A 25,250-nucleotide genomic window follows, 5' to 3' on the forward strand; every position below is an offset into this window, starting at 1 on the left:
CGTGTGCTGCCTCCTGCCCTCCGCCAGGCCCCGTGCCGAGCGAGGGAGAGCCCCACGTGACCATCGCGCCAGCCGAACCGGCTTCAGCGACCATCTCTGTGGACGAGGACAGTCCCGGCGCCGCGTTGCTGCGGACCCTGACCGGGCTGACCGCCGACCTCCCCGACGCCGACCCCGGCCGGGTCGCCGCCGCCGCGCTGCGCGGCCGGTCCGCGCGGGCCGACGAGTCGGAGTTGCGCGAGCTGGCCACCGAGGCGGCCGCCGGGCTCATCTCCGAGGACCCCGCCTACTCCCGGCTCGCCGCCCGGCTGCTGACGATCTCGGTCCGTGCCGAGGCCGCCTCGCAGGGCGTGACGTCCTTCACCGAGTCCGTCGCCGTCGGGCACCGCGAGGGCCTGGTCGCCGACCGCACCGCCGAGTTCGCGCGCCTGCACGCGGCCCGCCTGGACGCCCTGGTCGACCCGGACGCCGACGACCGCTTCGGCTACTTCGGCCTGCGCACCCTGCACAGCCGTTACCTGCTCCGGCACCCGATCACCCGCAAGGTCATCGAGACTCCGCAGCACTTCCTGCTCCGGGTCGCCGCGGGTCTCGCCAAGGACGACACAGTCCGCGCCCTGGACGAAGTCGCCGCGCTCTACAAGCTCATGAGCCGCCTCGACTACCTCCCCTCCTCCCCCACCCTCTTCAACTCCGGTACCCGGCACCCCCAGATGTCGTCGTGCTACCTCCTCGACTCCCCGAAGGACAAGCTGGACTCCATCTACGACCGGTACCACCAGGTGGCCCGGCTCTCGAAGCACGCCGGTGGCATCGGTCTTTCGTACTCCCGGATCCGCTCCCGCGGTTCGCTGATCCGCGGCACCAACGGGCACTCCAACGGCATCGTGCCGTTCCTCAAGACGCTCGACGCCTCGGTCGCCGCGGTGAACCAGGGCGGCCGGCGCAAGGGCGCGGCCGCGGTCTACCTGGAGACCTGGCACTCCGACATCGAGGAGTTCCTGGAGCTGCGCGACAACACCGGTGAGGACGCCCGGCGTACGCACAACCTGAACCTCGCGCACTGGGTCCCGGACGAGTTCATGCGCCGGGTGAACGCCGACGAGCAGTGGTCCCTGTTCTCCCCGGCCGACGTGCCGGAGCTGGTGGATCTGTGGGGCGACGAGTTCGACGCGGCCTACCGCAAGGCCGAGGCCGAGGGGCTCGCGCGCAAGACCATCCCGGCCCGTGACCTGTACGGCCGGATGATGCGCACCCTCGCGCAGACCGGCAACGGCTGGATGACCTTCAAGGACGCGGCCAACCGGACCGCGAACCAGACGGCCACCCCCGGCCATGTCGTCCACTCCTCCAACCTCTGCACGGAGATCCTGGAGGTCACGGACGACGGCGAGACGGCGGTCTGCAACCTGGGCTCCGTGAACCTCGGCGCGTTCGTGGACACGGCGACCGGTGACATCGACTGGGAGCGGCTGGACGAGACCGTCCGTACCGCGGTCACCTTCCTCGACCGGGTCGTCGACATCAACTTCTACCCGACCGAGCAGGCGGGCCGCTCCAACGCCAAGTGGCGTCCCGTGGGCCTCGGCGCCATGGGTCTCCAGGACGTCTTCTTCAAGCTGCGGCTGCCCTTCGACTCCGCCGAGGCCAAGGCGCTCTCCACCCGGATCGCCGAGCGGATCATGCTCGCCGCGTACGAGGCCTCCGCCGACCTCGCCGAGCGGGGCGGCCCGCTGCCGGCCTGGGAGAAGACCCGTACCGCGCAGGGTGTGCTGCACCCCGACCACTACGGCGTCGAGTTCACCTGGCCGGAGCGCTGGGCGGCGCTGCGCGCGCGGATCGCGACCACCGGTCTGCGCAACAGCCTGCTGCTCGCCATCGCGCCCACCGCCACCATCGCGTCGATCGCCGGTGTCTACGAGTGCATCGAGCCGCAGGTCTCGAACCTCTTCAAGCGCGAGACGCTGTCCGGTGAGTTCCTCCAGGTCAACTCCTACCTGGTGCAGGAGCTCAAGGACCTCGGCGTCTGGGACGCCCGCACCCGGGAGGCGCTGCGCGAGGCCAACGGCTCGGTGCAGGGCTTCGCGTGGATCCCGGCGGACGTACGGGCGCTGTACCGCACGGCGTGGGAGATCCCGCAGCGCGGTCTGATCGACATGGCCGCGGCCCGCACCCCGTATCTGGACCAGGCCCAGTCCCTGAACCTGTTCCTGGAGACGCCGACCATCGGCAAGCTCTCCTCGATGTACGCGTACGCCTGGAAGTCGGGCCTGAAGACGACGTACTACCTGCGCTCGCGCCCGGCGACCCGGATCGCCCGCGCCGCACAGGCCCAAGCCACCGTTCCCGCCCAGCAGACGGCTCCCGAAGACGCGGTCGCCTGCTCCCTGGAAAACCCCGAGTCCTGCGAGGCCTGCCAGTAATGACCAGCAACACCAAGGCTGTGACATCCAAGAACCTGCTCGACCCGGGCTTCGAGCTGACTCTCCGCCCCATGCGCTACCCGGACTTCTACGAGCGCTACCGGGACGCCATCAAGAACACCTGGACCGTCGAGGAGGTCGACCTCCACTCGGACGTCGCCGACCTCGCCAAGCTCAGCCCCTCCGAGCAGCACCTGATCGGCCGCCTCGTCGCCTTCTTCGCGACCGGTGACTCGATCGTGGCGAACAACCTGGTGCTGACGCTGTACAAGCACATCAACTCCCCCGAGGCGCGCCTCTACCTGAGCCGTCAGCTGTTCGAGGAGGCCGTGCACGTCCAGTTCTATCTGACGCTGCTGGACACCTACCTCCCCGACCCGGAGGACCGTACGGCCGCGTTCGCCGCGGTGGAGAACATCCCGTCCATCCGCGAGAAGGCCGAGTTCTGCTTCAAGTGGATGGACTCGGTGGAGAACCTGGACCGGCTGGAGTCCAAGGCCGACCGGCGCCGCTTCCTGCTCAACCTGATCTGCTTCGCCGCGTGCATCGAGGGCCTGTTCTTCTACGGCGCCTTCGCGTACGTCTACTGGTTCCGCAGCCGGGGTCTGCTGCACGGTCTCGCCACGGGCACCAACTGGGTGTTCCGTGACGAGACGATGCACATGAGCTTCGCGTTCGACGTGGTCGACACGGTCCGCAAGGAGGAGCCGGAGCTCTTCGACGACGAGCTTCAGCAGCAGGTCACCGACATGCTGCGGGAGGCCGTCGAGGCGGAGCTGCAGTTCGCCCGTGACCTGTGCGGTGACGGCCTGCCCGGCATGAACACCGACTCGATGCGCCAGTACCTGGAGTGCGTCGCCGACCAGCGGCTCGGCCGCCTCGGCTTCGCTCCGGTGTACGGCTCGGAGAACCCGTTCTCCTTCATGGAGCTGCAGGGCGTTCAGGAGCTGACGAACTTCTTCGAGCGGCGCCCGTCCGCGTACCAGGTCGCGGTGGAGGGCACCGTCGACCTGGACGAGGACTTCTGAGCCTTCTGAGTCTGCCGCTCCCCGCGGTCCTCGTGGGCCTCCCTGATCTGCCGGTCGATGCGCCTGTCGCGCAGGACGCCGAGCACGGACGGGAGGGCCATGAGGACCAGGATGCCGAGGACCAGGACCATTCCGACGAGACCTTCGATCTGGTTTCCGTTCATGGACACCACTGTCGCGCCGAATACTCCTTACCGTGAGTGACAGCACTGCCACACACCCTCGAATTACTGCCAGCGACGAGGCACACTGGCAGCATGCTGACGAACGTGGCCGCGGTGCTCCTGGACGGTGTGCACCCCTTCGAGCTCGGGGTGGTCTGCGAGGTCTTCGGCCTCGACCGCTCCGACGAGGGGCTGCCGGTGTACGACTTCGCGGTGGTCTCGGCGGAGGGGCCGTCGCTCGGCACCCATGTGCCGGGCCTGACGGTCACCACGCCGTACGGTCTGGACCGGCTGGACGAGGCCGATCTGATCGCGGTGCCGGCCTCGGAGTCCAATGTCGAGCGGGGCTACCCGCCCGAGCTGCTCGACGCGCTGCGCCGGGCGGTGGACCGGGGCGCCCGGGTGCTGAGCGTGTGTTCCGGCGTCTTCGTGCTTGGCGCGGCCGGGCTGCTGGACGGGCGCCGGTGCGCGGTGCACTGGCGGCATGCGCAGCTGCTGGCCCGCCGTTTCCCGCACACCCGGGTCGAGCCGGACGTGCTGTACGTCGACGAGGATCCGGTGATCACCTCGGCGGGCACCGCGGCCGGTATCGACGCCTGTCTGCACATCGTCCGCAAGGAACAGGGCCCCGAGGTCGCCAAGAAGATCGCCCGGCGGATGGTGGTGCCCCCGCACCGGGACGGCGGCCAGGCCCAGTACATCGAGCGCCCGCTGCCGCAGGGCCGCTGCGACACGGTCGGCGAGGTGCTGGCCTGGATGGCGGAGCATCTCGACGAGGAGGTCACCGTCGAGCAGCTGGCCGCCCGCGCCCTGATGGCCCCGCGCACCTTCGCCCGCCGCTTCCAGCAGGAGACCGGCACCACGCCGTACCGCTGGATCCTGCGGCAACGGGTGCTGCTGGCCCAGGAGTTGCTGGAGGGGACCGACGAGACGATGGACGCCGTCGCGGGCCGCACCGGCTTCGGTACGGCGGCCGCGCTGCGGCACCAGTTCGTGAAGGAGCTGGGCACCACGCCGAACGCCTACCGGCGCGCCTTCCGGGGACCGGAGGCCGCCTGAACGCCTACCGGCGCGCGTTCCGGGGCCCGCAGGCCGCCTGAACGCCTACCGGCGCGCGTTCCGGGGCCCGCAGGCCGCCTGAGCGCGCGCCGGTATCAGGAGTCACCCGCCGGTCGGCCGGTCACCAGGGCACGGGCGTGAGCAGCAGCCGGTGCGGCCGCAGGGTGATGCCCACCCGGGTGGCGTCATTGGACCCGGGGGCCTGTTCGAAGCGGTACCTGGCGCACAACGCCGCCGTGATCAGGCTGAGTTGGGTCATGGAGAAGTGGTCGCTGGGGCACTTGCGGTTGCCGACGCTGAAGGGGCTCATGGCGTGCTTCGGCACTTCGCGGGCCCGCTCCGGAAGCCAGCGGTCCGGGTCGAAGTCGAGGTGTGCGTCGTACGAGTCGGCGTCGCGCTGGATGGCGTAGGGGCTGTAGACGATGTCGGCCCCCGCCGGAATGCGATAGCCGCCGAGCTCGGTGTCGGCCTTGGCGCGCCGTGTCAATATCCATACGGCCGGCCGCAAACGCATCGCCTCGACGACGACATTGTTGGTGTGTGTGAGCTGCCGAACGTGCTCGAATCCAACCGGTCGACCTCCTGTCACGGATTCGACCTCGGTCCGCACCTTCTCGGCATGTTCCGGGTGTTCGGCGAGGACCTGGAGCAGCCACATGATCGTGGAAGCGACAGTTTCGCTGCCGGGGGTGAGTATCGCGACGACCTGGTCGTGGATCTCCTGTTCCCCGATGGGCTCGCCATTCTCGTCCTTCGCCGCCAGCAATGCTGTCAGCAAATCGTCCGGCTTTTGACCAGATGCCCGGCGCTCGGCGACGATCTCGTCGACGAGGAGATGCAAATCGGCCAGCGCCCGGTTGAATTCGCGGTTGGCCGGCAGCGGCAGCCGGTACAGCGGGCCGAGTGGTACGACCATCCGCCGGTACATACCGCGGAAGACGCTCGCGAGGTCGACGCTCAGCCGCTCCGCGCGCTCGTCCATGTACTCGCCGCGCAGCAGGCAGCGGGCGGCGATGCGGACCGCGACCCGGAAGGACTCCGAGGTGCAGTCGACGGTGGAGCCGGGCTGCCAGCGCTCGGTCAGCGCGTGTGCCTCCTCCTCCATGATCGGCCCGTAGTCGGGGATCGCGGAGAGGTTGAACGCGGGCTGGATGGTGCGGCGCTGACGGCGGTGGCGGGGGCCGTTGGCGGTGGCCACGCCCTCCTTGCCGAGCAGTCCCTCCAGGGACTCCCAGAGCGGGCCGGCGATGATGAAGTCGGGGTTGAGGGCGAGGGCCCCGGTGAGCGCAGGGGTGGTGACGGCGTACACCTCCTTGGGGCCGAGGCGCAGGCGCACCATGTCCCCGTCGGCGCGCAGCCGGGACATGAAGGCCAGCGGGTCACGGACCAGCTGCCAGCCGTGGCCGAGCATCGGCACACCGCCGCCGGCGAGGGGCGGTTCGCGCAGTTCACCGTGTTCGGAAGCCTCCGCGGTCGCGGGCTTCACGGACTCGACGGTCATTTCTCACCTGCCGCTTCGTTGTTGACGTACGGGGGCGTGGACCGGTCGTCCCAGCTGTCGACCATGTATCGGCCGGATTCGTGGTGGAACCAGTAGACGGAACTGAACCAGTTCCGCATATTGGCGACACAGGCCAGGACCGCGGCACCGAGTTCCTTTCCGCGCACGGTGCCGTCGTCGAGCTGTTCGGCGAATCGATGAGCGGTCCGCTCGGCGGCCAGGAATTCGCTGATGCATTCCTCGACGCGTCGCCCGACTTCTTCGACCGCCTTTTCCAGGCTCATTCCCTCGTGGGTGACGAGACTGATTCCAAGATTGTGCACCTCATCGCCCGCTATTTCCTTGGGCAGCGAGCAGAGGTCGTTGTACCAGGCCGCGAATTCCTGGCTGAGCAACGCCGGACGACGGTATGCAGAATTCTTGCGTACGGCGTCCGGGAGTTCGGTCCCGGCGCTCGGCTCAAGGAGGTCCGTCCATATCCAGTGGGCGAAGGTGAGGCGCCGCAGCGCGAGGTATTCCTCGACCTCCGGGATGTATCCCGTGGTGCGGTTGCGGTACTCGCGGTCGTAGGCCTCGATCACCTCGTGGAAGTGCCGGGCGAACCGCTGGTTCCAGGTCCCCGGCAGGAACGAGTACAGCCGGGCGACACTGTCCGCGAACCCCGCGACCAGGGTGTCCGGGTGGTGCAGATGGTGCAGCGGGGCATCGAGGGCCGTATGCAAACGGAACCTCAGCCGCCGCCAGTCGGCCGCCCGGCCGTGCACGACGTCACGGTCGTGCCGGTCGTCCCAGACGAAGAACCAGGCGCTGTAGTCGCATATCGCCTGGATCACCTCGTCGGACGCGCCCAGGTAGTACCCGGCCATGAGGTCGGTGTAGCAAAGGCCATCGGCATATTCCTGCACCTTGTCCGCAGGCATCAGCCGCTTTTCCAGCAGCCAGAGGCGGGTCTTCTCCTGGAGCTGTGGCCAATACGGATGCAGTTGCCGAGGAAACTCGGCCTCGATGACGGGCAGGGCGAGTTGTGGTGGAACCGCGATCGCCGTCGGCGTCGATGTGGTGCTGTGTGAGAAAGCGTGCACGAACATACCCCTCTCAGCCGCCAGGTGCGCACACCCCTCCCTCTGTGCCGGGCGTGCGCCGTTGCGTATCCCCGCACTTCCCATTCAGCACCACAACTGACCGGTCTGGGAACGGATTTGCTCCATTCACTACCCCACGATGCCGCGAATCTCCCCTTGTGTGACTGATTAGGAATCGCTAGAGGCGCACAAAGGATCGAATGTACGACGGGCAGGCGAACGAGTCTGCCCGAACATGACGAACGCCTGGCCGGGGCGATCCCGACCAGGCGTCACAACCGTCCTTGTCCGTCTCAGTCGTTGGCGACCACGGGGTAGCGGGGCTCGTTCTCGGCCATCTGCCGCAGGGCGTCCTTGCGCTCACGCTTGGAGAGCCGGTCGATGTACAGGTACCCGTACAGGTGATCGGTCTCGTGCTGCAAACACCGAGCGAAGTAGCCGGTGCCGCGCACCTTGATCGGGTTGCCCTGCTCGTCCTGGCCGGTGACCTCGGCGTAGTCGGGCCGGGCCAGCGGGGCGTAGGCGGTGGGCACCGACAGGCAGCCCTCGTTGCTGTCGTCCAGCCGCCGCTTGTCCGCCGGCAGGTCGACCAGCTTCGGGTTGCACACCACACCCACGTGCCGGGCGCCCTCGTCGTCCTGGCAGTCGTAGACGAAGACCTTCAGGTCGACGCCGATCTGGTTGGCGGCGAGGCCGACGCCCTCGGCGGTCCGCTGGCTGGCGAACATGTCGGCGACCAGTTGCGCCAGCTCGTCCCCGAACTCGGTGACGTCCTTGCACTCCTTGTGCAGCACCGGGTTCCCGACGACGGTGATGGGCCGCGAGGTCCCCCGCGCACGCCAGGCGTTCTCGCGCTCCTCGGTCCCCTCGGTGTCGACGACGAACCCGTCGTCATCCACGGGGAGCACGCCCACGTGCTGCTGATCGGTGTCCTGCTGGGCCATGACCGACGTAAGCCTTCCTAGGTAAAACAGGGGGAGATGTTGCTGATACAGGGTACGTGGATCCGCCCTGCCAGGGGCGCGCCCCAAAGGAGCGCGGGGCTGTATCCGATATGCGGCTACCGCCGCGTGGGCGCCCACCCCACCCAGCCGCACCCGAAACACGGCCTTCAGCAGACCTCTTCCAGATCCCGCCAATCCCTGGAATCAGGGCTGTCCGCGACCCACCCGTCCAGCAACCCCCTCACCAGCGAAGCCGGCGCAGCCACCCCGCACTCCCGCTCCGGCACCCACAGCTGCCCGTCCGTCCGATGCCCCAGCGGCCCCGGATGCCCCGGCTCACTGTGATCGTGGGGATCCAGATGCACCCCGTCGCCCTCGTCGGACGGCATCCGCGACTCGGAGCACATCCGGCACAGCAGCCGCACCGAGGAGGACCAGTCCTCCGCCGCGAACCCGGCGTCGCCGGCCAGCTGCTCCAGCGCGTCCCGGTCCGCCTCCGTCGCCGCCTCCAGCAGCACCACCCAGGTCGGCACCGGCGACGGCGCCCACAGCTCGATCTCGTCGAAGACGGGGTACGCGTGCCCGGTCGCCGTCGTCCGCTCACCGTGCGGCACCCCGTCGTGCAGCACGACCTCGCCCCAGCGCCGCCCGGACGACGGCAGCGGAATGGACTGCACCTCTATGCGGGCGGGGTCCAGCCGCCGCCCCCACACCACCTCGGCCTCCCCCTCCGGGGACAGCCGTACGGCAGCGCTGCCCAGGTCCATCCCGTCCGGCTCGGCGGAGGCGGTGGCGCCGCCGGGCACCCGCAGCCCGTACGCCTGCCAGGCGCGCCGGGCCAGCGGCCAGTCCTGCAGCGCGGTCGCGGCGATCCCGACGTTCCACCAGTCGGGCGCCCCGGTCTCCCGGTCGAGGAGGGCCACCGCCCGCAGGCCGGCGGCCCGCGCCTGCTCCCAGTCGTGCCGGAACTTGTGCAGCAGGGCGAGGTTGAACCAGGACTCGGACAGCCAGGGTTCCAGGTCGGCAGCACGTGTCAGCAGTTCGCCCGCGTCCTCGTACCGGCCGTCACCGATCAGCGTGAACGCGCGGTCGGTGGCCTGCCGCCAGGAGGCGGAGGGCCGGTGCCGTCCCTTGCCGAAGATCCTCACGATTCCCGCCTGCCAGTTCCATTTCCGCACAGTGGGCTGGCTTGTGCCCCCGGACATCACCCTCTCCCTCGCATCCAACCACGTACGACGGGAGGGCCGCTCATTACCCATGGGTTACCCAGCCGCGCGCAAGGTCAGACAGTCTCTGGAGAGCACGCGGGCCAGGGACTCCACGACCTCGGGAGCGTAGTCCCCCGCGGTGGCCAGCCGTAACTCCTCCAGTGCGGTCAGCGGCCCGCCGGGCCCGGAGTCCCGGGTCTTCTCCTCGTACGCGTTGACGGCCCGCACGATCCGCGCGGCGAGCGGCTGCTCCCGGTACGGGTCGGCCTGCCGCTCCACGACCACGGCGACCGCCGCGTCCACCCCGGTCTGCCGTACGACGGCTCCGCCGAGCAGGGCTATCCGGCGCTGTTGCGCCGGCGACAGGGCGGCCGTGGCCCCGGCCGGCACCGGGTCGACCAGGCTCAGCTGGCCGATGTCGTGCATCAGCGCCGCGTACTCCAGCACCGTCAGCTCCGCTCCGGACAGCCCCAGGTCCCGCCCGACAGCCTGGCTCAGCGTGGCGACCCGGCGGGCGTGTCCGGCCGGGGTGTACCCCGCTATCTCGGTGGCGCGGGCGAGGGAGGCGATGGTCTGCCGGTAGGTGGCCCGGACGGCCGCGTACCGGCGCAGGGACAGCTGGGCGAGAAGGAGGGGCAGGCAGAAGACGGGCAGCGCCCAGAGGCCGACGACGGCGACGGCCAGCGCCATCACCGCGCCGGTGGCGCAGACGGCGGCCCCGATGCCGAGCAGTCCGCGCAGCTCGTCCCGCAGCAGCGGCCCGAACGGCCATCCGGTGCGGGAGTGTGCCTGCGCGGCGGCGAGCACGGCGTCGCACAGCGCGGTGAGCACCAGCAACGCGACCAGCAGCAGCGCGTACGCCGGTCCGCCCCACTGCTCCAACACGCCCCTGCTGTAGAGGGGTTGGAAGCAGACGGCGGCGAAGCCGACGGTGAGCACCCGGCGGGCGAGCCGGTCGAGGGTGGGCCGGCGCCCGTCGGCTATGTGGGGCACGCTGCCGAGCAGCGAGGCCGCGCAGACGACGGTGACGACCTGAAAGGCCCCGTCGTGCGTGGCGGCCCCGCCATCGGCACCGAGCAGGGCGTAGGCGAGCCCTCCGGCGGCCGCGAGCGGAGCGGCCTCCCGCGTCTCGGTCCCGGTCCGCCGGCTGAGCTCACCGACGGCGACGAGCCCCCCGAAGGCGAGCGCTATCCCCCCGCCGGCGAGTCCTGCCCAGAGCGTGCCGCCGAAACAGCCGAGGACGAGAAGCAGCGCGACGCCCCGGATGCCCCACAGGACGCCGGGAGGACGGAACCCGGATCCGGGGACCCCTCCGGCAGCCCCGGCTCCGCCGCCCCGGAACCCGACCGGACCACCGAGCCCACGCCCGCCGCCGGCGGCCCCGGACAACCCCTCCCGCGTGGACCTCGGAGTCGCGGCGCCGTCCGGGACCGTCCGGTTCGGGGCGGGCGACGGGTCGTCGGACGTCATGGGGTACCCCGGCCCACGCTCTGGGCCTCGTTTCTGGGACGACCGGGAACCGGTGGGTCGGGTGGGACGTCGTCGGCGGTCACCGCGGGGTGCCAGCCCTGTCTGGCCAGCGCTCGGACCAGGGCGTCGACGGCCCGCGCGTCGAACTGCAGGCCGGCGCAGCGCCGTAACTCCTGCACCGCCGCCGCCACCGGCCGTGCCCGGCTGTAGGAGCGCGTCGAGGTCATCGCGTCGAACGCGTCGGCGACGGCCACCACGCGTGCGGACTCGGGGATCTGACTGCCGACCAGACCATAGGGGTAGCCGCTGCCGTCGATGCGCTCGTGGTGGTGGAGGATCGCCGCCCTGGCCTCGCCGAGGAAGGAGATCCCGCGCACCATCTCGTGGCCGTACTCGGGATGGAGCTCGATGATCCGCCGTTCGTCCGGGGTGAGCGGCCCGTCCTTGCGCAGCAGCCGGGTCGGGACGCCCAGTTTCCCCACGTCGTGCAGGATCCCGGCGAAGCGGAGCACCTCCACCCGCTCGTCGTCCATGCCCAGCTCGCGCGCGATCATCACGGAGGCCTGTCCGACCCGCTCGCTGTGCCCGCGGGTGTAGCCGTCCTTGATGTCGACGGCCTGTACGAGCGCCCGGATGGTGGCCTGGTGGGCGGCTCGTTCCCGGTGGTACTGGGCGAACGCCCACCAGGACAGGCACATCGGCAGCAGGACGAGCAGCGCGGCGACGGGACCGAAGGGGCTGCGCCAGAGCACGGCCATCATCAGCCCGGCGAGCCCGTGCACCCCGATCGGCGCGAGGGAGCGGGAGAGCAGCCCGCGCCAGGCCCGCCGTACCGGGACGCGCTCGGCCAGGGCGAGGATCCCGCCGTCCAGCAGTGCGAGAACCCCGCAGAACGCGAGTACCGCCGCCGCACACGGCAGCAGCGCGTACGGGAAGTCGCAGCCCACGACGGAGTCCCGGCCGCCCAGGGCCCAGTGGACCCGCCCCGCGCCCCACACGGCGAGAGCCAGTTCGGCGGCCCGCCAGATCCGCCGTAGCGCCTGCGGCCGCTGCTCGACGTACGAGAGCAACGCGCCCGGCAGCGGTACCAGCGCGGCGGCCGGCGGCGGCAGCAGGAAGGCACCGGCGAGCAGCACCGGGTAGAAGGTGCCGCCGAGCCGCCGTCGTACGACGTGCTCGCAGACCGCGTACAGCGCGGCCAGCAGGGCCACCGCCCACCAGGGTGTGCGCAGGGCGGGCAGCGGCAGCAGACAGCACAGGGCGCAGAGGGCGACACAGGTCACGTAGGCGCGCACCCGTGCCGGAACCGCCTCCATCTCGCCCCTCCCCCGACCATGCCCGTCCAGGCTCCGGAGCCTAGGCGGGGGCCGGAGGGTCGGGGGGTTATGACCGGAGGATTAGCACATTCGGGTGACGGGCCACCGGGGGCGGCACCGCCCGGCGAGGAGCGCTCAGCTCTCCTGCGAGGCGACCGGGGAGGCCTGTGTGACCGGTGCGGTCTGGGTGGCCGTGACGTCGTGCTCCGGGACGGCCTGGCCGGAGCGGATCAGGTCCAGCCGCCCCAGCACCTTGGCCCGCAGGTCACTGGGCACGTCGTCATGGCCGCAGCACCGCTTGACCAGCTTCTTCACGGCCTGCTCCAGCCCGTACTTCTCCAGGCAGGGCGAGCACTCGTCGAAGTGCTGCTTGAACTTGACGCGATCGACGTCCGGCATCTCACTGTCGAGGAACTCGTACAGATGATCGAGTACCTCGCCGCAGTCCGTCTCGTGCGGCTCTCCGCAGCTCATGAGCCCGAGCCTTTCGCTTCGTTCGACTCCCCGGCGCCGGCCGGGACGAGCCCGCGCTCACGCGCGTAGTCCTCCAGCATGCCGCGCAGTTGACGGCGACCCCGGTGCAGCCGTGACATCACCGTACCGATGGGTGTCCCCATGATGTCCGCGATCTCCTTGTACGCAAAGCCCTCTACGTCGGCAAGGTAGACGGCGATGCGGAATTCCTCGGGGATCGCCTGCAGCGCCGACTTCACATCCGAGTCGGGCAGATGGTCGAGCGCCTGCGACTCCGCGGAGCGCAGACCGGTCGACATGTGCGACTCGGCGCGGGCGAGCTGCCAGTCCTCGATCTCCTCGGCCGCGGAGCGCTGGGGTTCGCGCTGCTTCTTGCGGTACGAGTTGATGAAGGTGTTGGTGAGAATGCGGTACAGCCAGGCCTTGAGGTTGGTGCCCTCACGGAACTGGTGGAAGGACGCGTACGCCTTGGCGTAGGTCTCCTGCACCAGGTCCTCCGCATCGGCCGGGTTGCGTGTCATGCGCAGCGCGGCCGAGTACATCTGGTCGAGGAATTCCAGCGCGTCCCGCTCGAAGCGCGCGGTGCGCTCCGAGGTCGACTCCGCGCTCGCGCCCCGGCCCTCGGGCAGCTCCGCCTGGCCGTTGTCGGTCCCTGCGTCGGTCCCAGTGACCGGACCCACCTCCTCAAGATCCAGGGCAGGACCGAAACCGATCCCACTCGACTCGGAGGATAGAACACGACCCGTGCCTGCCGCCGCTCGAATAGGAGCGGTCTTGGCCGCGTGCAGCACTGTCCAGTCCAGGTCAGCGCTGCTGTTGCGGCTCGGGCAGATGGTCGAACCCATGCGGCGGACTTCCTCTCCTTCGGCGTCGGCGCTGGTGCCCCAGCACTTCTGTCCGCTTAAACATGGGTCCGCCGCGCAACATTCCCGGGCGTCACCCGAGGATCGCCATCCACTCGACGACGGCGTCCGTGATGATGGTCACTGCCCGTTCCGGCTCGATGTCTGCCCTTTTGGGCACCGCGAACCCGTGATCGGCGCCCGGCACCTCGACCAGTCGGTAGTCGCCCTCCGGGAACTCGGCCGGCTTCCCGAACGGGTCGTTGCCGCCCTGGACGACGAGCGTGGGCACCCCGGCCCCCAGCAGCTCACCGGCCCGCGACTTCTCCGGGCGGCCCGGCGGGTGCAGCGGGAAGCTGAGCGCGAGGACGGCGGCCGCGCCCAGCTCCGTGGCGGTACGGCAGGCGACCCGGGCTCCGGCGCTGCGCCCGCCGGACACCACCGGCAGCCCCGGCGCGGCGAGCGCCGGCCACACGCCCCGCCAGCCCACGTCCAGCGTCTTCGGCGCCGGGGCGACCTTCTTGCCGGCGACCCGCCAGGGCTGCTCGACGAGCGCGACGGTCACACCGTGCCCAGGCAGCACCGCGGCGATCGCGCGGAGGTCGCGGGCCTCGATGCCACCGCCCGCCCCATGGCTCACGGCGAGCACCAGCCGCGCCTTCTCCGCCTCGTGCCAGGTGATGCGGGCGTCCCCCGCCTCCGTACCGACGATCTTCGAAGTGGTCACGCCAGAAGGCTAGAAGAGCGGAAGGCCGCAGCGGCTAGAAGAGTGTGCTCTCTTCCGGTGCCTCCAGCTCGGTCAGCAGTTCCGGGCCGTTGTTGCGGACGTTGCTGACGGCCGTGGCGACCGGGTAGGCCCGCATCAGGCCCCCCGGCGGTGGGGCGAGCAGCGAGCGCAGTTCCTCGACGTCGGTGCGGGCCGGGTCGAGCCAGGCGTCCCAGCGGTCCGGGGTGAGCATCAGGGGCATCCGGGGGTGGATGTCGAACAGCGACCGCGGGCCCTCGGCGGGCGCCACCGCCAGCGGCGAGGTCTCCGCCTCCGTGGTGATCACCGAGCAGGTCACCCACCAGGCCAGTGGATGCTCGTCGGGCAGCGTCCGGTCCCGCCAGAACTCGTACAGCCCGGCCATGGCGAACACCGAGCCGTCGGCGGGGAGTACGAAGTACGGCTGCTTGCGCGGCCGCTTCTTCCTGCCCTCGACCTCCAGTTCCCGCTCCTCCTTGGCGGTGACCCACTCGTAGTAGCCGTCGGCGGGCAGGATGCAGCGGCGGGCGGCGAAGGCGCGGCGGTACGACGGCTTCTCGTGCACGGTCTCGGCCCGCGCGTTGATCATCCGGGCGCCGCCCTCGGGCGACTTGGCCCAGGACGGCACCAACCCCCACTTGAGCCTGCGCAGCTGACGGACCGGCCGCTTGTCGTCCGCGTCCTTCAGGGGCCGGTCCACAACCGCGTAGACCTCCTTGGTGGGGGCCACGTTGTAGTCGGGCTGCAGAGCCTCCTCGGGCTCCCACTTCTCGACCTCGAAGATTCCGGCCAGGTCCTCGGGCCTACGACTCGACGCGTACCGTCCGCACATCTTCACAACCCTACATTTCACTCCCAGGGCTGAAGCCGGGACGACGGAATCAGCGCCGGGCCACCCGGGGTGGGGCACGCACCTCTGGCATATGTGCTGGTCAATGGCTCAGGCCGATATACAGATCAGGCAAACATCCGCAAGTAGTGCAAAATTCTATTACTTCCCTCCTTACCGTGCGTCTTGCTAAGTTTTTCAACGCTTCGGATGCCTTTTCCGGACATTCAGCGGTGATACCTCTCCCGCATCCCTCCCCTCCCCTCCCCTCCCCTCCCCGCCCCTCGGCCGGCGGTTGGCCGTGGGCTGCCGCGGCACGGCACTCAGCACTCAGCACTCAGCACTCAGCACCAGGAAGGACTCCTGTGGGAACCATCGACACCATCAAGGACTTCTACGGCGATGTCGCCGACGACTGGAAGAAGGCCTGGGACGACCTGCTCGACCGGGACGACGATGACGATCTGCCCTTCGGCCTGCCCGCGCACGCCTTAGCGGCCATGCCCGGGGACACGCTGCGCACGCTCTCGGCCATGTCCCTGCTCCAGGACGACGACAACAAGAAGAAGAACAAGAACAAGAACCGCAATCTCGCGGCCCTCGCCCTGCTGTCCGGCGGAGCCGGCGGGATCGGCGGGCTGGGTGGGCTGACCGGGCCGGGCGGGCTCGGCGGTGCCGCCGCTGCCGTCCAGCAGCCCGTCGCCGCCCTCACCGGAACCGTCGGCGCCCCGCTGGCGGCGGCCGGGGAGCTGGCCCAGCAGTTGGGCGCGCTCCCCCAGCAACTCGCGGCGCTGCCCCAGCAGATCCAGCAGCTGTCCGATGTGGTCGGCCTGTTGATGGACGCGCTGAAGGCGGTGGAGCCGCTGCTCGGCGCGGCCGGAGCCATCGGAGCGGTCACCAAGAGCGCGCCCAGGAAGCCGTAGAGCCGCCCGGCTCACCCCCCTCGCACGCCCCGCCCGCCGGCGTGCCGCGACGGACCCGCACTCCGTCGCGGTACGCGCGCCACCGGAAGGAACCCCGTTCATGGCCCCGCGCACCGGCAGCCGGATGCGGACGGTAGCCGCCGTACTGAAACAGGTCGTCGGCGAGACCAGAGCGGCCCCGCCCTCCGACGCCCCGGACGAGCGGGAGCGGCGGCGGGCCAGGGCCGTGCGCGGCGCCCTGGAGAGCCTGGGGCCCTTCTACGTGAAGATCGGTCAGATGCTCTCCACCCGGCCCGACATGGTCTCCCCGATCATGATCGAGGAGCTGCAGAACCTGCACGACGAGGTGGACGTCCAGCCGTTCTCCGAACTCGAACCCGTCCTGGAGCAGAATCTCGGCCCGGACTGGAAGCGGTACTTCGACGACATCGATGTCGAGCGCCCGCTCGGCGCCGCCTCCCTGGCCCAGGTGCACCGGGTCACCCTGACCGACGGCCGGCCGGGGGTGATCAAGGTACAGCGGCCCGGCATCCGGGAGACCGTGCTGACGGACATGGCACTGCTGCGCCAGGCCGCCCGGCTGACCGCCCGGGTGGCCCCGCGGTTCAGCACGGTCGTGGATGTCGAGTCCATGCTCGGCGGGGTCTTCGACGCCATGGAGCCGGAACTCGACTTCACCAAGGAGGCGGCGAACATGGACCGGGCGCGCGAGGCGTTGCGCGGCTTCTCGCGGCTGTCCGTGCCCGGCGTCCTGGCCGCCACCCCCGGGGTCCTGGTGCAGTCCATGGCCCCGGGGGTCTCCGTGCGCAAGGCGGACCCGGCCTCGCTGCGCGACCGTGACCGGCTCGCCGTCAGCCGCGAACTGATCGCGTTCATGTACCGCAGCTACTTCATCGAGCGCATCTACCACGCCGATCCGCACGCCGGGAACGTCTTCGTGACCGACGACGGGGAGGCGACGCTGATCGACTGGGGCATGATCGGCCGGATCGACCAGCGCACCAGCATGCGGCTGCTGCTGGTGCTCATGGCCGTCGCCCAGAACGACGGGCACGGCCTGGCCAAGGCCTGGGTGGAGATGGGCCGCACCACACCGTGGTCGGACATCCCCGGCTTCTCCCAGGACATGGCGGCGCTCGTGCCGAAGATCGCGACGGCCTCCCTGGACGAGCTGAACTTCGGCATCACGCTCACCAGCGTCCTGGAGAAGTCCACCCGCCGGGGCATCGCCTCCTGCCCGGCGGTCTCGCTGCTCGGCAAGTCCTTCGCCAACCTGGAGGGCTCGGTGCGCTGTCTGGCACCCGAGCTGGCACTGGTCGACGTCTTCCAGCGCGAGGTCCCCCGCATCGTCCTGCACATGGTGCGCGAGACCGCCTCCCCGCAGCAGTCGGCACGGCGTCTCCTGGAGGCCACCCTCACCCAGGCCGGGGCCGCCGAACAGCTCCGCGCGCTGAACGACGACATCGCCGACCGCACCCTCAAGGTGCAGTTCAGCGAGGTCGTGCCGACCCGGTCCCAGGGCGGCAGATCCGGCCCGAACGTGGCGCTCGCCCTCGGTGCCCTCGCCCTCTACCTGGACCACCGGCGGCGCCGGGCGTGAGTGCCCGCCGCCGTCTCTCCCACCCGTCCCCTTCGGGTGGCGTGACCCGTCACCCGTGAACCGAAGGTCTCTGTCTGCCCGTGTGTGTCACAACAGCACCCTCGTGGTTCCCGCACGCCCTGCCGGGCGCGTCCCGGCCGTCCCCTCCCCGTGTCCGGTTCTTCTGCATCCCCCACGGCGGCGCCGGCGGCTCGGTGTTCCGCCCCTGGCAGCACCTGCTCGGCCCCGGCACCGAGGTCGTCCCCGTCCAGTTGCCGGGGCGGGAGATCCGTATGACGGAACCCGCCGAGACATCGGTCGTGCGGCTCGCGGAGAAACTCGCGGCCCCGCTCGCCCGCCGGGCCGAAGGGCTGCCGTACGTCCTGTTCGGCCACAGCATGGGCGCCCTGCTCGCCTATGAACTCGGACTCACCCTCCAGGACTCCGGCCGTCCGCCGGCCGCGCTGGTCGTCTCCGGCAGCGTGCCGCCCCATGTCCCGCGCTCCACTCCCGCCATGCACCCGCTCCCGGACCGCGAGTTCGTGGCCGGGCTGCGGCGACTCGGCGGCATTCCACCGGAGTTGCTGGCCGACGAGGAGTGGCTCGCGCTCGTCCTGCCCCAGCTGCGCGCGGACTTCGAGGCCGCCGAGACCTACCGGGCCGCCGCGGTGCTGCGGCCCGGGATCCCGCTGATCGCCCTCGGCGGGTCCGACGACCCCGCCGCCGCACCCGCCGAGGTCGAGCGCTGGCGCGACCTCGGCACCGACGTCAGGGTCCGGGTCTTCGCCGGCGACCACTTCTTCGTCTTCGCCGCCGCCCCGCAGGTCCTGGCCTTCGTGGCCGGGGAGCTGGCGTGGTAGGCGCGGCCGGGAAGGGCCGGTACGGCGTCGACGCGCCCGGCTGGCTGATCGGGCTGGGCGGCTCGGTCGTGCTGCCGCTGGTGGCGGTCGCCGCGGGGGCGCCCCGCTGGCTGCTGCGGATCCCGGCGGTGACGGCCGCGCCGGCCGGGCTGTTCCTGCACGCCAGCGTGCGCGGCAAGTTCCTGGTCTGGGAGGAGCTCCTTGACGGGCTCCGGCTGCGCGGCGACGAACAGGTCCTGGACCTGGGCTGCGGACGCGGCGCGGTGCTGACCGCGGTGGCCCGCCGGGTACCGCGGGGCCGGGTCACCGGCGTCGACCTGTGGCGCTCCGTCGACCAGTCCGGCAACCGCGCCGGGACCACGCTGGAGAACGCCGGCCGGGAGCGGGTCGCCGACCGGATCGACCTGGTCACCGCCGACATGCGGCAACTCCCCTTCGAGGACGGCCGGTTCGACCTCGTGGTGTCCAGCATGGCCCTGCACAACATCACCGACGCGCGGGGCCGCGGGGAGGCGGTGCGTGAGGCGTACCGGGTGCTGCGGCCGGGCGGCCGGCTGCTAGTCGTCGACATCCTCCACACCGGCCAGTACCGCGACCTGCTGCTCGCCGCCGGCGCCCGGGACGTCACCTGCGCCGACGTCGGCCACCGGATGTGGTGGAGCGGACCGTGGGTGCCCACCCGGTGGGTGCGGGCGGAGAAGCCCGGGCCGTCGGGAGAGCCCGGCTCATCAGGCGTGCCCGACTCATCGGGAGAACCCGGCTCATCAGGCGTGCCCGACTCATCGGGAGAACCCGGCTCATCAGGTGTGCCCGACTCATCGGGAACGCCCAGCTCTTCGGACGAGATCGACCCCTCGTCGGAAACCGGAGGACCAGCATGAACACCCCCCTCAAGACCGTCCCGCGCAGTCTCGTCGACCTGGCGCGGACCCGCGCCGCGGAGCAGCCCGGCCGGCCGGCGTACGTCTTCCTCGACAGCCACGGCACGGAGGAATCCACCCTCACCTACGCCCAGTTGGACCGCCGAGCCCGGCAGGTGGCGGCGGCCTTACAGGCGAGCTGCTCTCCCGGTGACCGGGTGCTGATCCTGCATCCGCCGGGCATCGCCTACCTGACCGCGTTCTTCGGCTGCCTGTACGCCGGACTGGTCGCCGTACCGTCGTATCCGCCGCATGCCCGCAACGCGGCACGGCTGCGGGCGATCGCCGCGGACGCGGCGCCCGCCGCCGTGCTCGCCGGTGACCGGGGCACGGCCGGCGCACGGCAGCACCTGAGCGAAGTGGGGTCCGTCGCCTGGCTGTCCGGCGCCGCCCCGACCGCCGACCCCGACGCCTGGACGGACCCGGGCGCCGGCCGGGAGGACCTCGCCTTCCTGCAGTACACCTCGGGCAGCACCGCCGTGCCGAAGGGCGTGATGGTCTCGCACGGCAATCTGCTGCACAACTCCGCCCAGATCCAGCGGCGGCTGCGGACCACGGAGGACTCCCGCCTGGTCAGCTGGCTGCCGCCGTTCCACGACATGGGGCTCATCGGCGGCATCCTCCAGCCGCTGTTCGGCGGTTTCCCCGGGGTGCTGATGGCCCCGGGCACCTTCGTCCTGGACCCGGTGCAGTGGCTGCGCGCCATCTCCGGGTACGGCGGCACGGTGTCCGCCGTACCGCCGTTCGCCCTGGACCTGTGTGTCGAGCGCGTCGACCCCGCCGCCGGGACGCCGCTCGACCTGGCCGGTCTGGAGACGGTGGTGGTCGGCGCGGAGCCGGTGCCGGCCGCGGCCCTCGACCGGTTCGCCGCGCACTTCACCCCCTGGGGGATGCGCCGGGAGGCGCTGCGGCCCAGTTTCGGGCTGGCGGAGGCCACGCTGATGGTGTCGTGCGGGGAGCACCTCACCGACCCGGCCGCCGTCACCCTGGACGCCGCCGCGCTGGAGGCGCACCGGGTGGTGCCCGGCAGTGCGGGACAGCGCCGGACCGTCGTGGGGTGCGGCGGTGCCGTCGACGGACAGCGGCTGCTCGTCGTCGATCCGGCCGAGGGGACGCCGTGCCGGCCCGGGCAGGTCGGGGAGATCTGGGTCGGCGGTCCGAACGTGGCACAGGGGTACTGGAACCGGCCGACGGAGAGCGCGGCCGTCTTCGGCGCCCGTACGGCGAGCGGCGAGGGCCCCTTCCTGCGCACCGGCGACCTCGGGTTCCTGCACGACGGCGAACTGTTCGTCACCGGGCGCAGCAAGGACCTGATCATCGTGCGCGGCCGCAATCTCTATCCGCAGGACATCGAGCGCTGCGCGGAGGGCGCCCATCCGGCGCTGCGGCCCAACGCCACGGCCGCCGTCGGCATCGACGAGGGCGACGGTGTGGAGCGGCTGGTCGTGGTCGCGGAGGTGCGGCGGGGGGTGGCCGCGCCGCCCGTGGCCGAGGTGGCGGGTGCGGTCGCGCGGGCGATCACCGCGGAGTTCGACGTGCGGCTGCACCGGCTCGTCCTGGTCCGCGCCTCGACCGTGCCCAAGACGTCCAGCGGGAAGATCCGGCGCCGGGCCACCCGGGCGGCGTTCGTCGCCGGGTCGCTCAGCGTGGTGGGCGAGTGGGCCGACGGGGCGGCCGTGGAGGACGACGACGGGGCGTCCGTGGAGGACTATCTGACCGACCTCGTCGCCTCGCTCGCCCCCGCCTCCGGGCGGCGGCCCGGGCCCGAGGACTCGCTGCCGGGGCTCGGCCTGGACTCACTGGCCATGCTGCGACTCGCGGGACGGATCGAGCAGGACCTCGGGATCTCCCTCTCCGAGGACATGCTCTACGACGCCCAGACCATCGCCGCGCTCGCGACGGCCGTCGGGGAACGTCCCCGGTCCACGTCGGCACCGGCACCGGCCTCGGCCTCGGCTCCGCCGGACGACCCGCACGCCCCCTTCCCCCAGACCGACACCCAGCAGGCCTACTGCCTGGGTCGCACCGGCACCTTCGAGCTGGGCAGCGTCTCCACCCACGTGTACGTGGAGTTCGACGCCCCCGATCTCGACCTGCCCCGATTCGAGCACGCCTGGCGGCGGGTGATCGACCGGCACGAGATGCTGCGCGCGGTCATGCTGCCCGACCGCAACGAGCAGCGGATCCTGCCCGAGGTGCCGCCCTACGAGATCCGGGTGACCGACCTGCGCGGGCGGGAGAAGGACGCGGCCGAGGCCGGGCTTGCGGCCGTGCGGGAGCGGCTGTCGCACGAGGTGCGGCCCGCCGACCGGTGGCCGCTGTTCGAGGTGGCCGCCACCCGGCTGGACGACGGCCTGCGGATCCATCTCAGCGTGGACTCGCTGATCGCCGACTTCTCCTCCGGCCGGCTGCTCTTCGACGACCTGTCCCGCTTCTACTGCGAGCCCGACGCACAACCGCCCGCCCCCGCCCGCTCGTTCCGCGACCACGTGCACGCCGAGACCCGGCGCAGGGACACCTCCGAGTACCGGCGCGCCCACGACTACTGGTGGCGCCGGCTGCCGGAACTGCCCCCGGCGCCGCAGTTGCCGGCCCGGGCCGCGGCCGTGGACGTACCGCGCTTCGCGCGCCGGGACACCGTGCTGTCCGCCGGGACCTGGCAGGACCTCAAGGAGCGCGCGGGCCGGGCCGGGCTGACCCCGAGCGCCCTGCTGCTGGCGGTGTACGCGGAGGTGCTGGCCGTCTGGAGCAACAGCCGCCACTTCACGCTCAACGTGCCGCGCCTGACCCGCCCGGTGCGCGACACGTCGTACGACGAGGTGCTCGGCCAGTTCGCCTCCTTCACGCTCCTCGAGATCGACCACCGAGGTGCCGAGACCTTCCTGGAACGGGCCCGGCAGGTGCAGCGGCGGCTCCGGGACGATCTGCGGCACGCGGCCGTCAGCGGGGTGGAGGTGCTGCGCGAGCTGATGCGCCTGCAGGGCGGCTACGACCGGGCGCTGATGCCGGTGGTGATGACGAGCAACCTCGCCTTCGCCGCCGCGGAGCGCACCCCGCTGGAACGGCTGCTCACCCCGGTGTTCACCATCTCGCAGACGCCGCAGGTCACCCTGGACTGCCAGGCCCATGAGCAGGAGGGCGCACTTCTGCTGAACTGGGACTCGGTCGACGCGCTCTTCCCGGACGGACTGGTCGACGCCATGTTCGACGCCCAGACGGCCCTGCTGCACCGGCTCGCCACCGACGAGGACGCCTGGACGCGGTCGGCACCGCTCGCCCTGCCGGAACACACCCACGCGGGCCCCGAACGCCCCGTCCCCGACCTCCAGGTGCAGCAGCTGTTCGAACGGCAGGCCGCGCTCCGCCCCGACGCCCCCGCCGTGATCGCCCCGGACCGGACCCTGTCGTACGCCCAACTCGCCGACGCCTCCCGGCAGGTGGCCCGCTGGCTGCACGCGCACGGCGCCCGGCCCGGACAGCTCGTCGCCATCGTCATGGAGAAGGGCTGGGAACAGGTCGTCGCAGCCTACGGCGTGCTGTTCTCGGGTGCCGCCTATCTGCCCGTCGACCCGGACCTGCCCGCCCTGCGCGTGCGGCAGCTGCTCGACCGTGGCGAGGTGGCGCTCGTCCTCACCCAGTCGCACCTCGACGTGGACCTGGAGGGGCGCCCGCGGCTCTGCGTCGACCAGCCGCTGCCCGCCGTCGCCGACACCCCGCTGCCGGCGCCCGGCAGCCCGGACGACCTCGTCTACACGATGTTCACCTCCGGATCGACGGGCGAACCGAAGGGCGTGATGGTCCCGCACCGGGCGCTGGTCAACTGCCTGGTGCAGACGATCGAGACCTACCGGGTCACCGAGGCCGACCGCTGCCTCGCCGTGACGGCGCTCCACCACGACCTGTCGGCCTTCGACCTCTTCGGGCTGCTGGGCGCCGGCGGCAGCGTGGCCGTCCCGGCCGCCGCCGACCGCCGCGACCCGGCGCACTGGGCGGAGCTGATCGCCCGCCATCGGGTCACGGTGTGGAACTCGGTCCCGGCGATGATGGAGATGCTCCTGGAGAGCGGGGCCCGCCCGGCCCCGCTCCGGCTGGTGATCCTCGGCGGCGACTGGATCCCGCTCCCCGTACCGGGCCGGCTGCGCGAGCTGGTGCCGGGCGTCGAGGTCGTCTCCATCGGGGGTCCGACCGAGACCACGGTGTGGAGCATCTGGTTCCCGGTCGGCGAGACCGACCCCGAGTGGCGGAGCATCCCGTACGGCACCGCGATCGCCAACGTCCGCTACCACGTGCTCGACGAGCGGCTGCGGGACTGCCCGGACTGGGTCACCGGCGAGATGTACGTCTCCGGGGTGTGCCTCGCCGACGGCTACTGGCGCGACCCGGAGCGCACCGACGCGGTCTTCGTGGCGCACCCGGGGACCGGGGAGCGGATGTACCGCACCGGGGACCTGGGCCGGTGGCTGCCGGACGGCACCATCGAGTTCATGGGCCGGGCCGACTTCCAGGTCCAGATCCGCGGCCAGCGCATCGAACCCGGCGAGATCGAGTCGGCACTGCTCGCCCATCCCGAGGTCGGCTCGGCGGTCGTCGCCGCCACCTCCGGCGCGGACCGGCCCGGCCATGACGGTCTGGTCGCCTATGTCATCCCCGGCAGGCGGGACGGAACGGCCGACTTCGAGGCCGGGCGGCGGGCCGGCATCACGCTGCTCGACCCGCTGGCCCGGGCGGAGTTCAAGCTGGCCCGGCACGGACTGCGCCGGGAGCCGGGCCGGCACCGGGTCCCACTGCCCCGGGTGCCCGCCGAGCCGTCACGGCGGCGCAGCGACCGGGCGTTCCTCGGCGCGCCGGTCGCCCTCGCCGAACTGGCCTCCGGTCTGGGCCTGTTGGGGCAGGACGAGGTGGACGGGCTGGCCAAGTGCCGCTATCCGTCGGCCGGCGGCCTGTATCCCGTCCAGACGTATCTGCACGTGAAGCCCGGTGCGGTGGCGGACCTGGCGCCCGGGGCGTACTACGTCGACCCGCGGCACGACGCCGTGGTGCTGCTCGGCGAGGACGCGACGATCGGCGCCGAGGTGCACGCCGGGCACAACCGCGCCCTCGTCGACGCCGCCGGGTTCACCCTGTTCCTGGTCGCCGACCTGGCGGCGATCGAGCCGCTGTACGGTTCGCTCGCCCGCGACCTGTGCCTGCTGGAGGCCGGCTACATGGGGCAGCTCCTCATGGACTGGGCGGCGGGCACCGACGTCGGCCTGTGCCCCATCGGCGAACTCGACTTCGAGCCGCTCAAGGCGCTGTTCGCCCTGGGCGACCGCCATCTGCTGGTGCACACCCTGGTCGGCGGCCGGGTGGACCGTACGGCCGCTCCCGTGCCACCGCAGGAGGCACCCCTCCCGGACCGGCTGCGCGGCTGGCTCCGCGAGCGGCTGCCCGCCCACATGGTCCCCGAGCACGTCCTGACCCTGGACAGCTGGCCGCTCACCGCCAACGGCAAGGTGGACCGGCGCCGGCTGCCGGCCCCGCGGCAGGCCACCGGCACCACCACCGGCTATGTCGCTCCGCGCACCCCCACCGAGCACCAGCTGGCCGCCCTGTGGGGCGAGCTGCTGGACGTGCCCAGGGTGGGCGTTCAGGACAACTTCTTCGACCTCGGCGGGCACTCGCTGGCCGCGACCCGGCTGATCGCCGGGATCCGTGACCGCTTCCAGATCTCGATCAGCCTGCGCGAGGTATTCACCGCCCGGACGGTCGCCGACCTGGCGAAGGCGGTGGACCGGCGCCGCGGGGAGGTGAGCGGCGCGGTCTGATCCGGGACCGCGGACAGTGATCCGGAACCGCGGATAGTGATCCGGAACCGCGGATAGTGATCCGCGACCGCGGACAGTG

19 protein-coding genes are annotated in these 25,250 nt (G+C 71.5%); 8 read left to right on the forward strand and 11 right to left on the reverse strand.

The window, feature by feature from the left end; all coding sequences use genetic code 11:
• Positions 1-56: 56 nt before the first annotated feature.
• The gene (locus ACWGJB_RS13790) at positions 57-2,423 is read left to right on the forward strand and encodes a ribonucleoside-diphosphate reductase subunit alpha (RefSeq protein WP_453380371.1); all 2,367 of its coding nucleotides are present in this window, start codon (positions 57-59) and stop codon (positions 2,421-2,423) included.
• Positions 2,423-3,451 (forward strand): ribonucleotide-diphosphate reductase subunit beta, encoded by a 1,029-nt coding sequence (locus ACWGJB_RS13795; RefSeq protein WP_453380372.1) that lies wholly within the window; start codon positions 2,423-2,425, stop codon positions 3,449-3,451. The genes ACWGJB_RS13790 and ACWGJB_RS13795 overlap by 1 nt, the downstream gene beginning before the upstream one ends.
• On the opposite strand, the gene ACWGJB_RS13800 is transcribed toward ACWGJB_RS13795, so the two are convergent.
• Complete coding sequence (locus ACWGJB_RS13800; RefSeq protein ID WP_453380373.1) at positions 3,364-3,615, reverse strand: hypothetical protein; 252 nt, start codon at positions 3,613-3,615, stop codon at positions 3,364-3,366. The genes ACWGJB_RS13795 and ACWGJB_RS13800 overlap by 88 nt on opposite strands.
• A 93-nt stretch (positions 3,616-3,708) precedes the next feature.
• Between ACWGJB_RS13800 and ACWGJB_RS13805 the strand changes: the two genes are divergently transcribed.
• On the forward strand, positions 3,709-4,674 hold the full coding sequence (locus ACWGJB_RS13805; protein ID WP_453380374.1) for a helix-turn-helix domain-containing protein: 966 nt from the start codon (positions 3,709-3,711) through the stop codon (positions 4,672-4,674).
• 121 nt (positions 4,675-4,795) lie between these two features.
• Here ACWGJB_RS13805 and ACWGJB_RS13810 read toward each other — a convergent pair whose 3' ends face one another.
• From ACWGJB_RS13810 to ACWGJB_RS13855, 10 genes are all read right to left on the reverse strand, one after another.
• Positions 4,796-6,175, reverse strand: a complete 1,380-nt coding sequence (locus tag ACWGJB_RS13810; RefSeq protein WP_453380375.1) for a bifunctional albaflavenone monooxygenase/terpene synthase — start codon at positions 6,173-6,175, stop codon at positions 4,796-4,798.
• Positions 6,172-7,257, reverse strand: a complete 1,086-nt coding sequence (cyc1, locus tag ACWGJB_RS13815; protein WP_453380376.1) for an epi-isozizaene synthase — start codon at positions 7,255-7,257, stop codon at positions 6,172-6,174. Before cyc1 ends, ACWGJB_RS13810 begins: the two co-directional genes overlap by 4 nt.
• A gap of 293 nt (positions 7,258-7,550) precedes the next feature.
• Positions 7,551-8,201, reverse strand: coding sequence for a peptide deformylase (gene def / locus ACWGJB_RS13820; protein ID WP_351704917.1), 651 nt, complete (start codon positions 8,199-8,201; stop codon positions 7,551-7,553).
• A gap of 167 nt (positions 8,202-8,368) precedes the next feature.
• A complete protein-coding gene (locus tag ACWGJB_RS13825; protein ID WP_123981390.1) occupies positions 8,369-9,349 on the reverse strand; it encodes a hypothetical protein in 981 nt (326 codons plus the stop codon).
• Between the two features lie 114 nt (positions 9,350-9,463).
• On the reverse strand, positions 9,464-10,879 hold the full coding sequence (locus ACWGJB_RS13830; RefSeq protein WP_453380377.1) for an HD-GYP domain-containing protein: 1,416 nt from the start codon (positions 10,877-10,879) through the stop codon (positions 9,464-9,466).
• Positions 10,876-12,195, reverse strand: coding sequence for an HD-GYP domain-containing protein (locus ACWGJB_RS13835; RefSeq protein WP_453380378.1), 1,320 nt, complete (start codon positions 12,193-12,195; stop codon positions 10,876-10,878). Before ACWGJB_RS13835 ends, ACWGJB_RS13830 begins: the two co-directional genes overlap by 4 nt.
• Positions 12,196-12,330: 135 nt before the next feature.
• Entirely contained in the window at positions 12,331-12,669 is a 339-nt protein-coding gene (gene rsrA / locus ACWGJB_RS13840; RefSeq protein WP_453380379.1) for a mycothiol system anti-sigma-R factor, read from the reverse strand.
• A complete protein-coding gene (gene sigR / locus ACWGJB_RS13845; protein WP_453380380.1) occupies positions 12,666-13,349 on the reverse strand; it encodes an RNA polymerase sigma factor SigR in 684 nt (227 codons plus the stop codon). The genes rsrA and sigR overlap by 4 nt, the downstream gene beginning before the upstream one ends.
• Before the next feature lie 256 nt (positions 13,350-13,605).
• The gene (locus tag ACWGJB_RS13850; RefSeq protein ID WP_453380381.1) at positions 13,606-14,238 is read right to left on the reverse strand and encodes an alpha/beta hydrolase family protein; all 633 of its coding nucleotides are present in this window, start codon (positions 14,236-14,238) and stop codon (positions 13,606-13,608) included.
• A gap of 34 nt (positions 14,239-14,272) precedes the next feature.
• A complete protein-coding gene (locus tag ACWGJB_RS13855; RefSeq protein WP_453380382.1) occupies positions 14,273-15,088 on the reverse strand; it encodes an SOS response-associated peptidase in 816 nt (271 codons plus the stop codon).
• Between the two features lie 362 nt (positions 15,089-15,450).
• Between ACWGJB_RS13855 and ACWGJB_RS13860 the strand changes: the two genes are divergently transcribed.
• The 5 genes from ACWGJB_RS13860 (at position 15,451) to ACWGJB_RS13880 (ending at position 25,171) form a co-directional block, all read left to right on the forward strand.
• Entirely contained in the window at positions 15,451-16,008 is a 558-nt protein-coding gene (locus ACWGJB_RS13860) for a hypothetical protein (RefSeq protein WP_453380383.1), read from the forward strand.
• Between the two features lie 100 nt (positions 16,009-16,108).
• Positions 16,109-17,608: an ABC1 kinase family protein gene (locus ACWGJB_RS13865; RefSeq protein WP_453380384.1), complete on the forward strand. Its 1,500-nt coding sequence runs from the start codon at positions 16,109-16,111 to the stop codon at positions 17,606-17,608.
• Positions 17,609-17,688: 80 nt separating this feature from the next.
• Positions 17,689-18,447 (forward strand): thioesterase II family protein, encoded by a 759-nt coding sequence (locus ACWGJB_RS13870; RefSeq protein ID WP_453380385.1) that lies wholly within the window; start codon positions 17,689-17,691, stop codon positions 18,445-18,447.
• On the forward strand, positions 18,441-19,328 hold the full coding sequence (locus ACWGJB_RS13875) for a methyltransferase domain-containing protein (RefSeq protein WP_453380386.1): 888 nt from the start codon (positions 18,441-18,443) through the stop codon (positions 19,326-19,328). The genes ACWGJB_RS13870 and ACWGJB_RS13875 overlap by 7 nt, the downstream gene beginning before the upstream one ends.
• Positions 19,325-25,171, forward strand: coding sequence for an amino acid adenylation domain-containing protein (locus tag ACWGJB_RS13880; protein WP_453380387.1), 5,847 nt, complete (start codon positions 19,325-19,327; stop codon positions 25,169-25,171). Before ACWGJB_RS13875 ends, ACWGJB_RS13880 begins: the two co-directional genes overlap by 4 nt.
• Positions 25,172-25,250 lie beyond the last annotated feature (79 nt).

It is taken from the genome of Streptomyces sp. NPDC054813 (genome assembly GCF_053611365.1).

Bases quoted from the DNA above. Each gene is read 5' to 3' on its own strand.
- rsrA (WP_453380379.1), bottom strand. From the start codon at position 12,669: ATGAGCTGCGGAGAGCCGCACGAGACGGACTGCGGCGAGGTACTCGAT.
- ACWGJB_RS13805 (WP_453380374.1), top strand. From the start codon at position 3,709: ATGCTGACGAACGTGGCCGCGGTGCTCCTGGACGGTGTGCACCCCTTC.
- ACWGJB_RS13800 (WP_453380373.1), bottom strand. From the start codon at position 3,615: ATGAACGGAAACCAGATCGAAGGTCTCGTCGGAATGGTCCTGGTCCTC.
- ACWGJB_RS13855 (WP_453380382.1), bottom strand. From the start codon at position 15,088: ATGTGCGGACGGTACGCGTCGAGTCGTAGGCCCGAGGACCTGGCCGGA.
- def (WP_351704917.1), bottom strand. From the start codon at position 8,201: ATGGCCCAGCAGGACACCGATCAGCAGCACGTGGGCGTGCTCCCCGTG.
- ACWGJB_RS13830 (WP_453380377.1), bottom strand. From the start codon at position 10,879: ATGACGTCCGACGACCCGTCGCCCGCCCCGAACCGGACGGTCCCGGAC.
- ACWGJB_RS13880 (WP_453380387.1), top strand. From the start codon at position 19,325: ATGAACACCCCCCTCAAGACCGTCCCGCGCAGTCTCGTCGACCTGGCG.
- ACWGJB_RS13810 (WP_453380375.1), bottom strand. From the start codon at position 6,175: ATGACCGTCGAGTCCGTGAAGCCCGCGACCGCGGAGGCTTCCGAACAC.
- ACWGJB_RS13835 (WP_453380378.1), bottom strand. From the start codon at position 12,195: ATGGAGGCGGTTCCGGCACGGGTGCGCGCCTACGTGACCTGTGTCGCC.
- ACWGJB_RS13865 (WP_453380384.1), top strand. From the start codon at position 16,109: ATGGCCCCGCGCACCGGCAGCCGGATGCGGACGGTAGCCGCCGTACTG.
- ACWGJB_RS13795 (WP_453380372.1), top strand. From the start codon at position 2,423: ATGACCAGCAACACCAAGGCTGTGACATCCAAGAACCTGCTCGACCCG.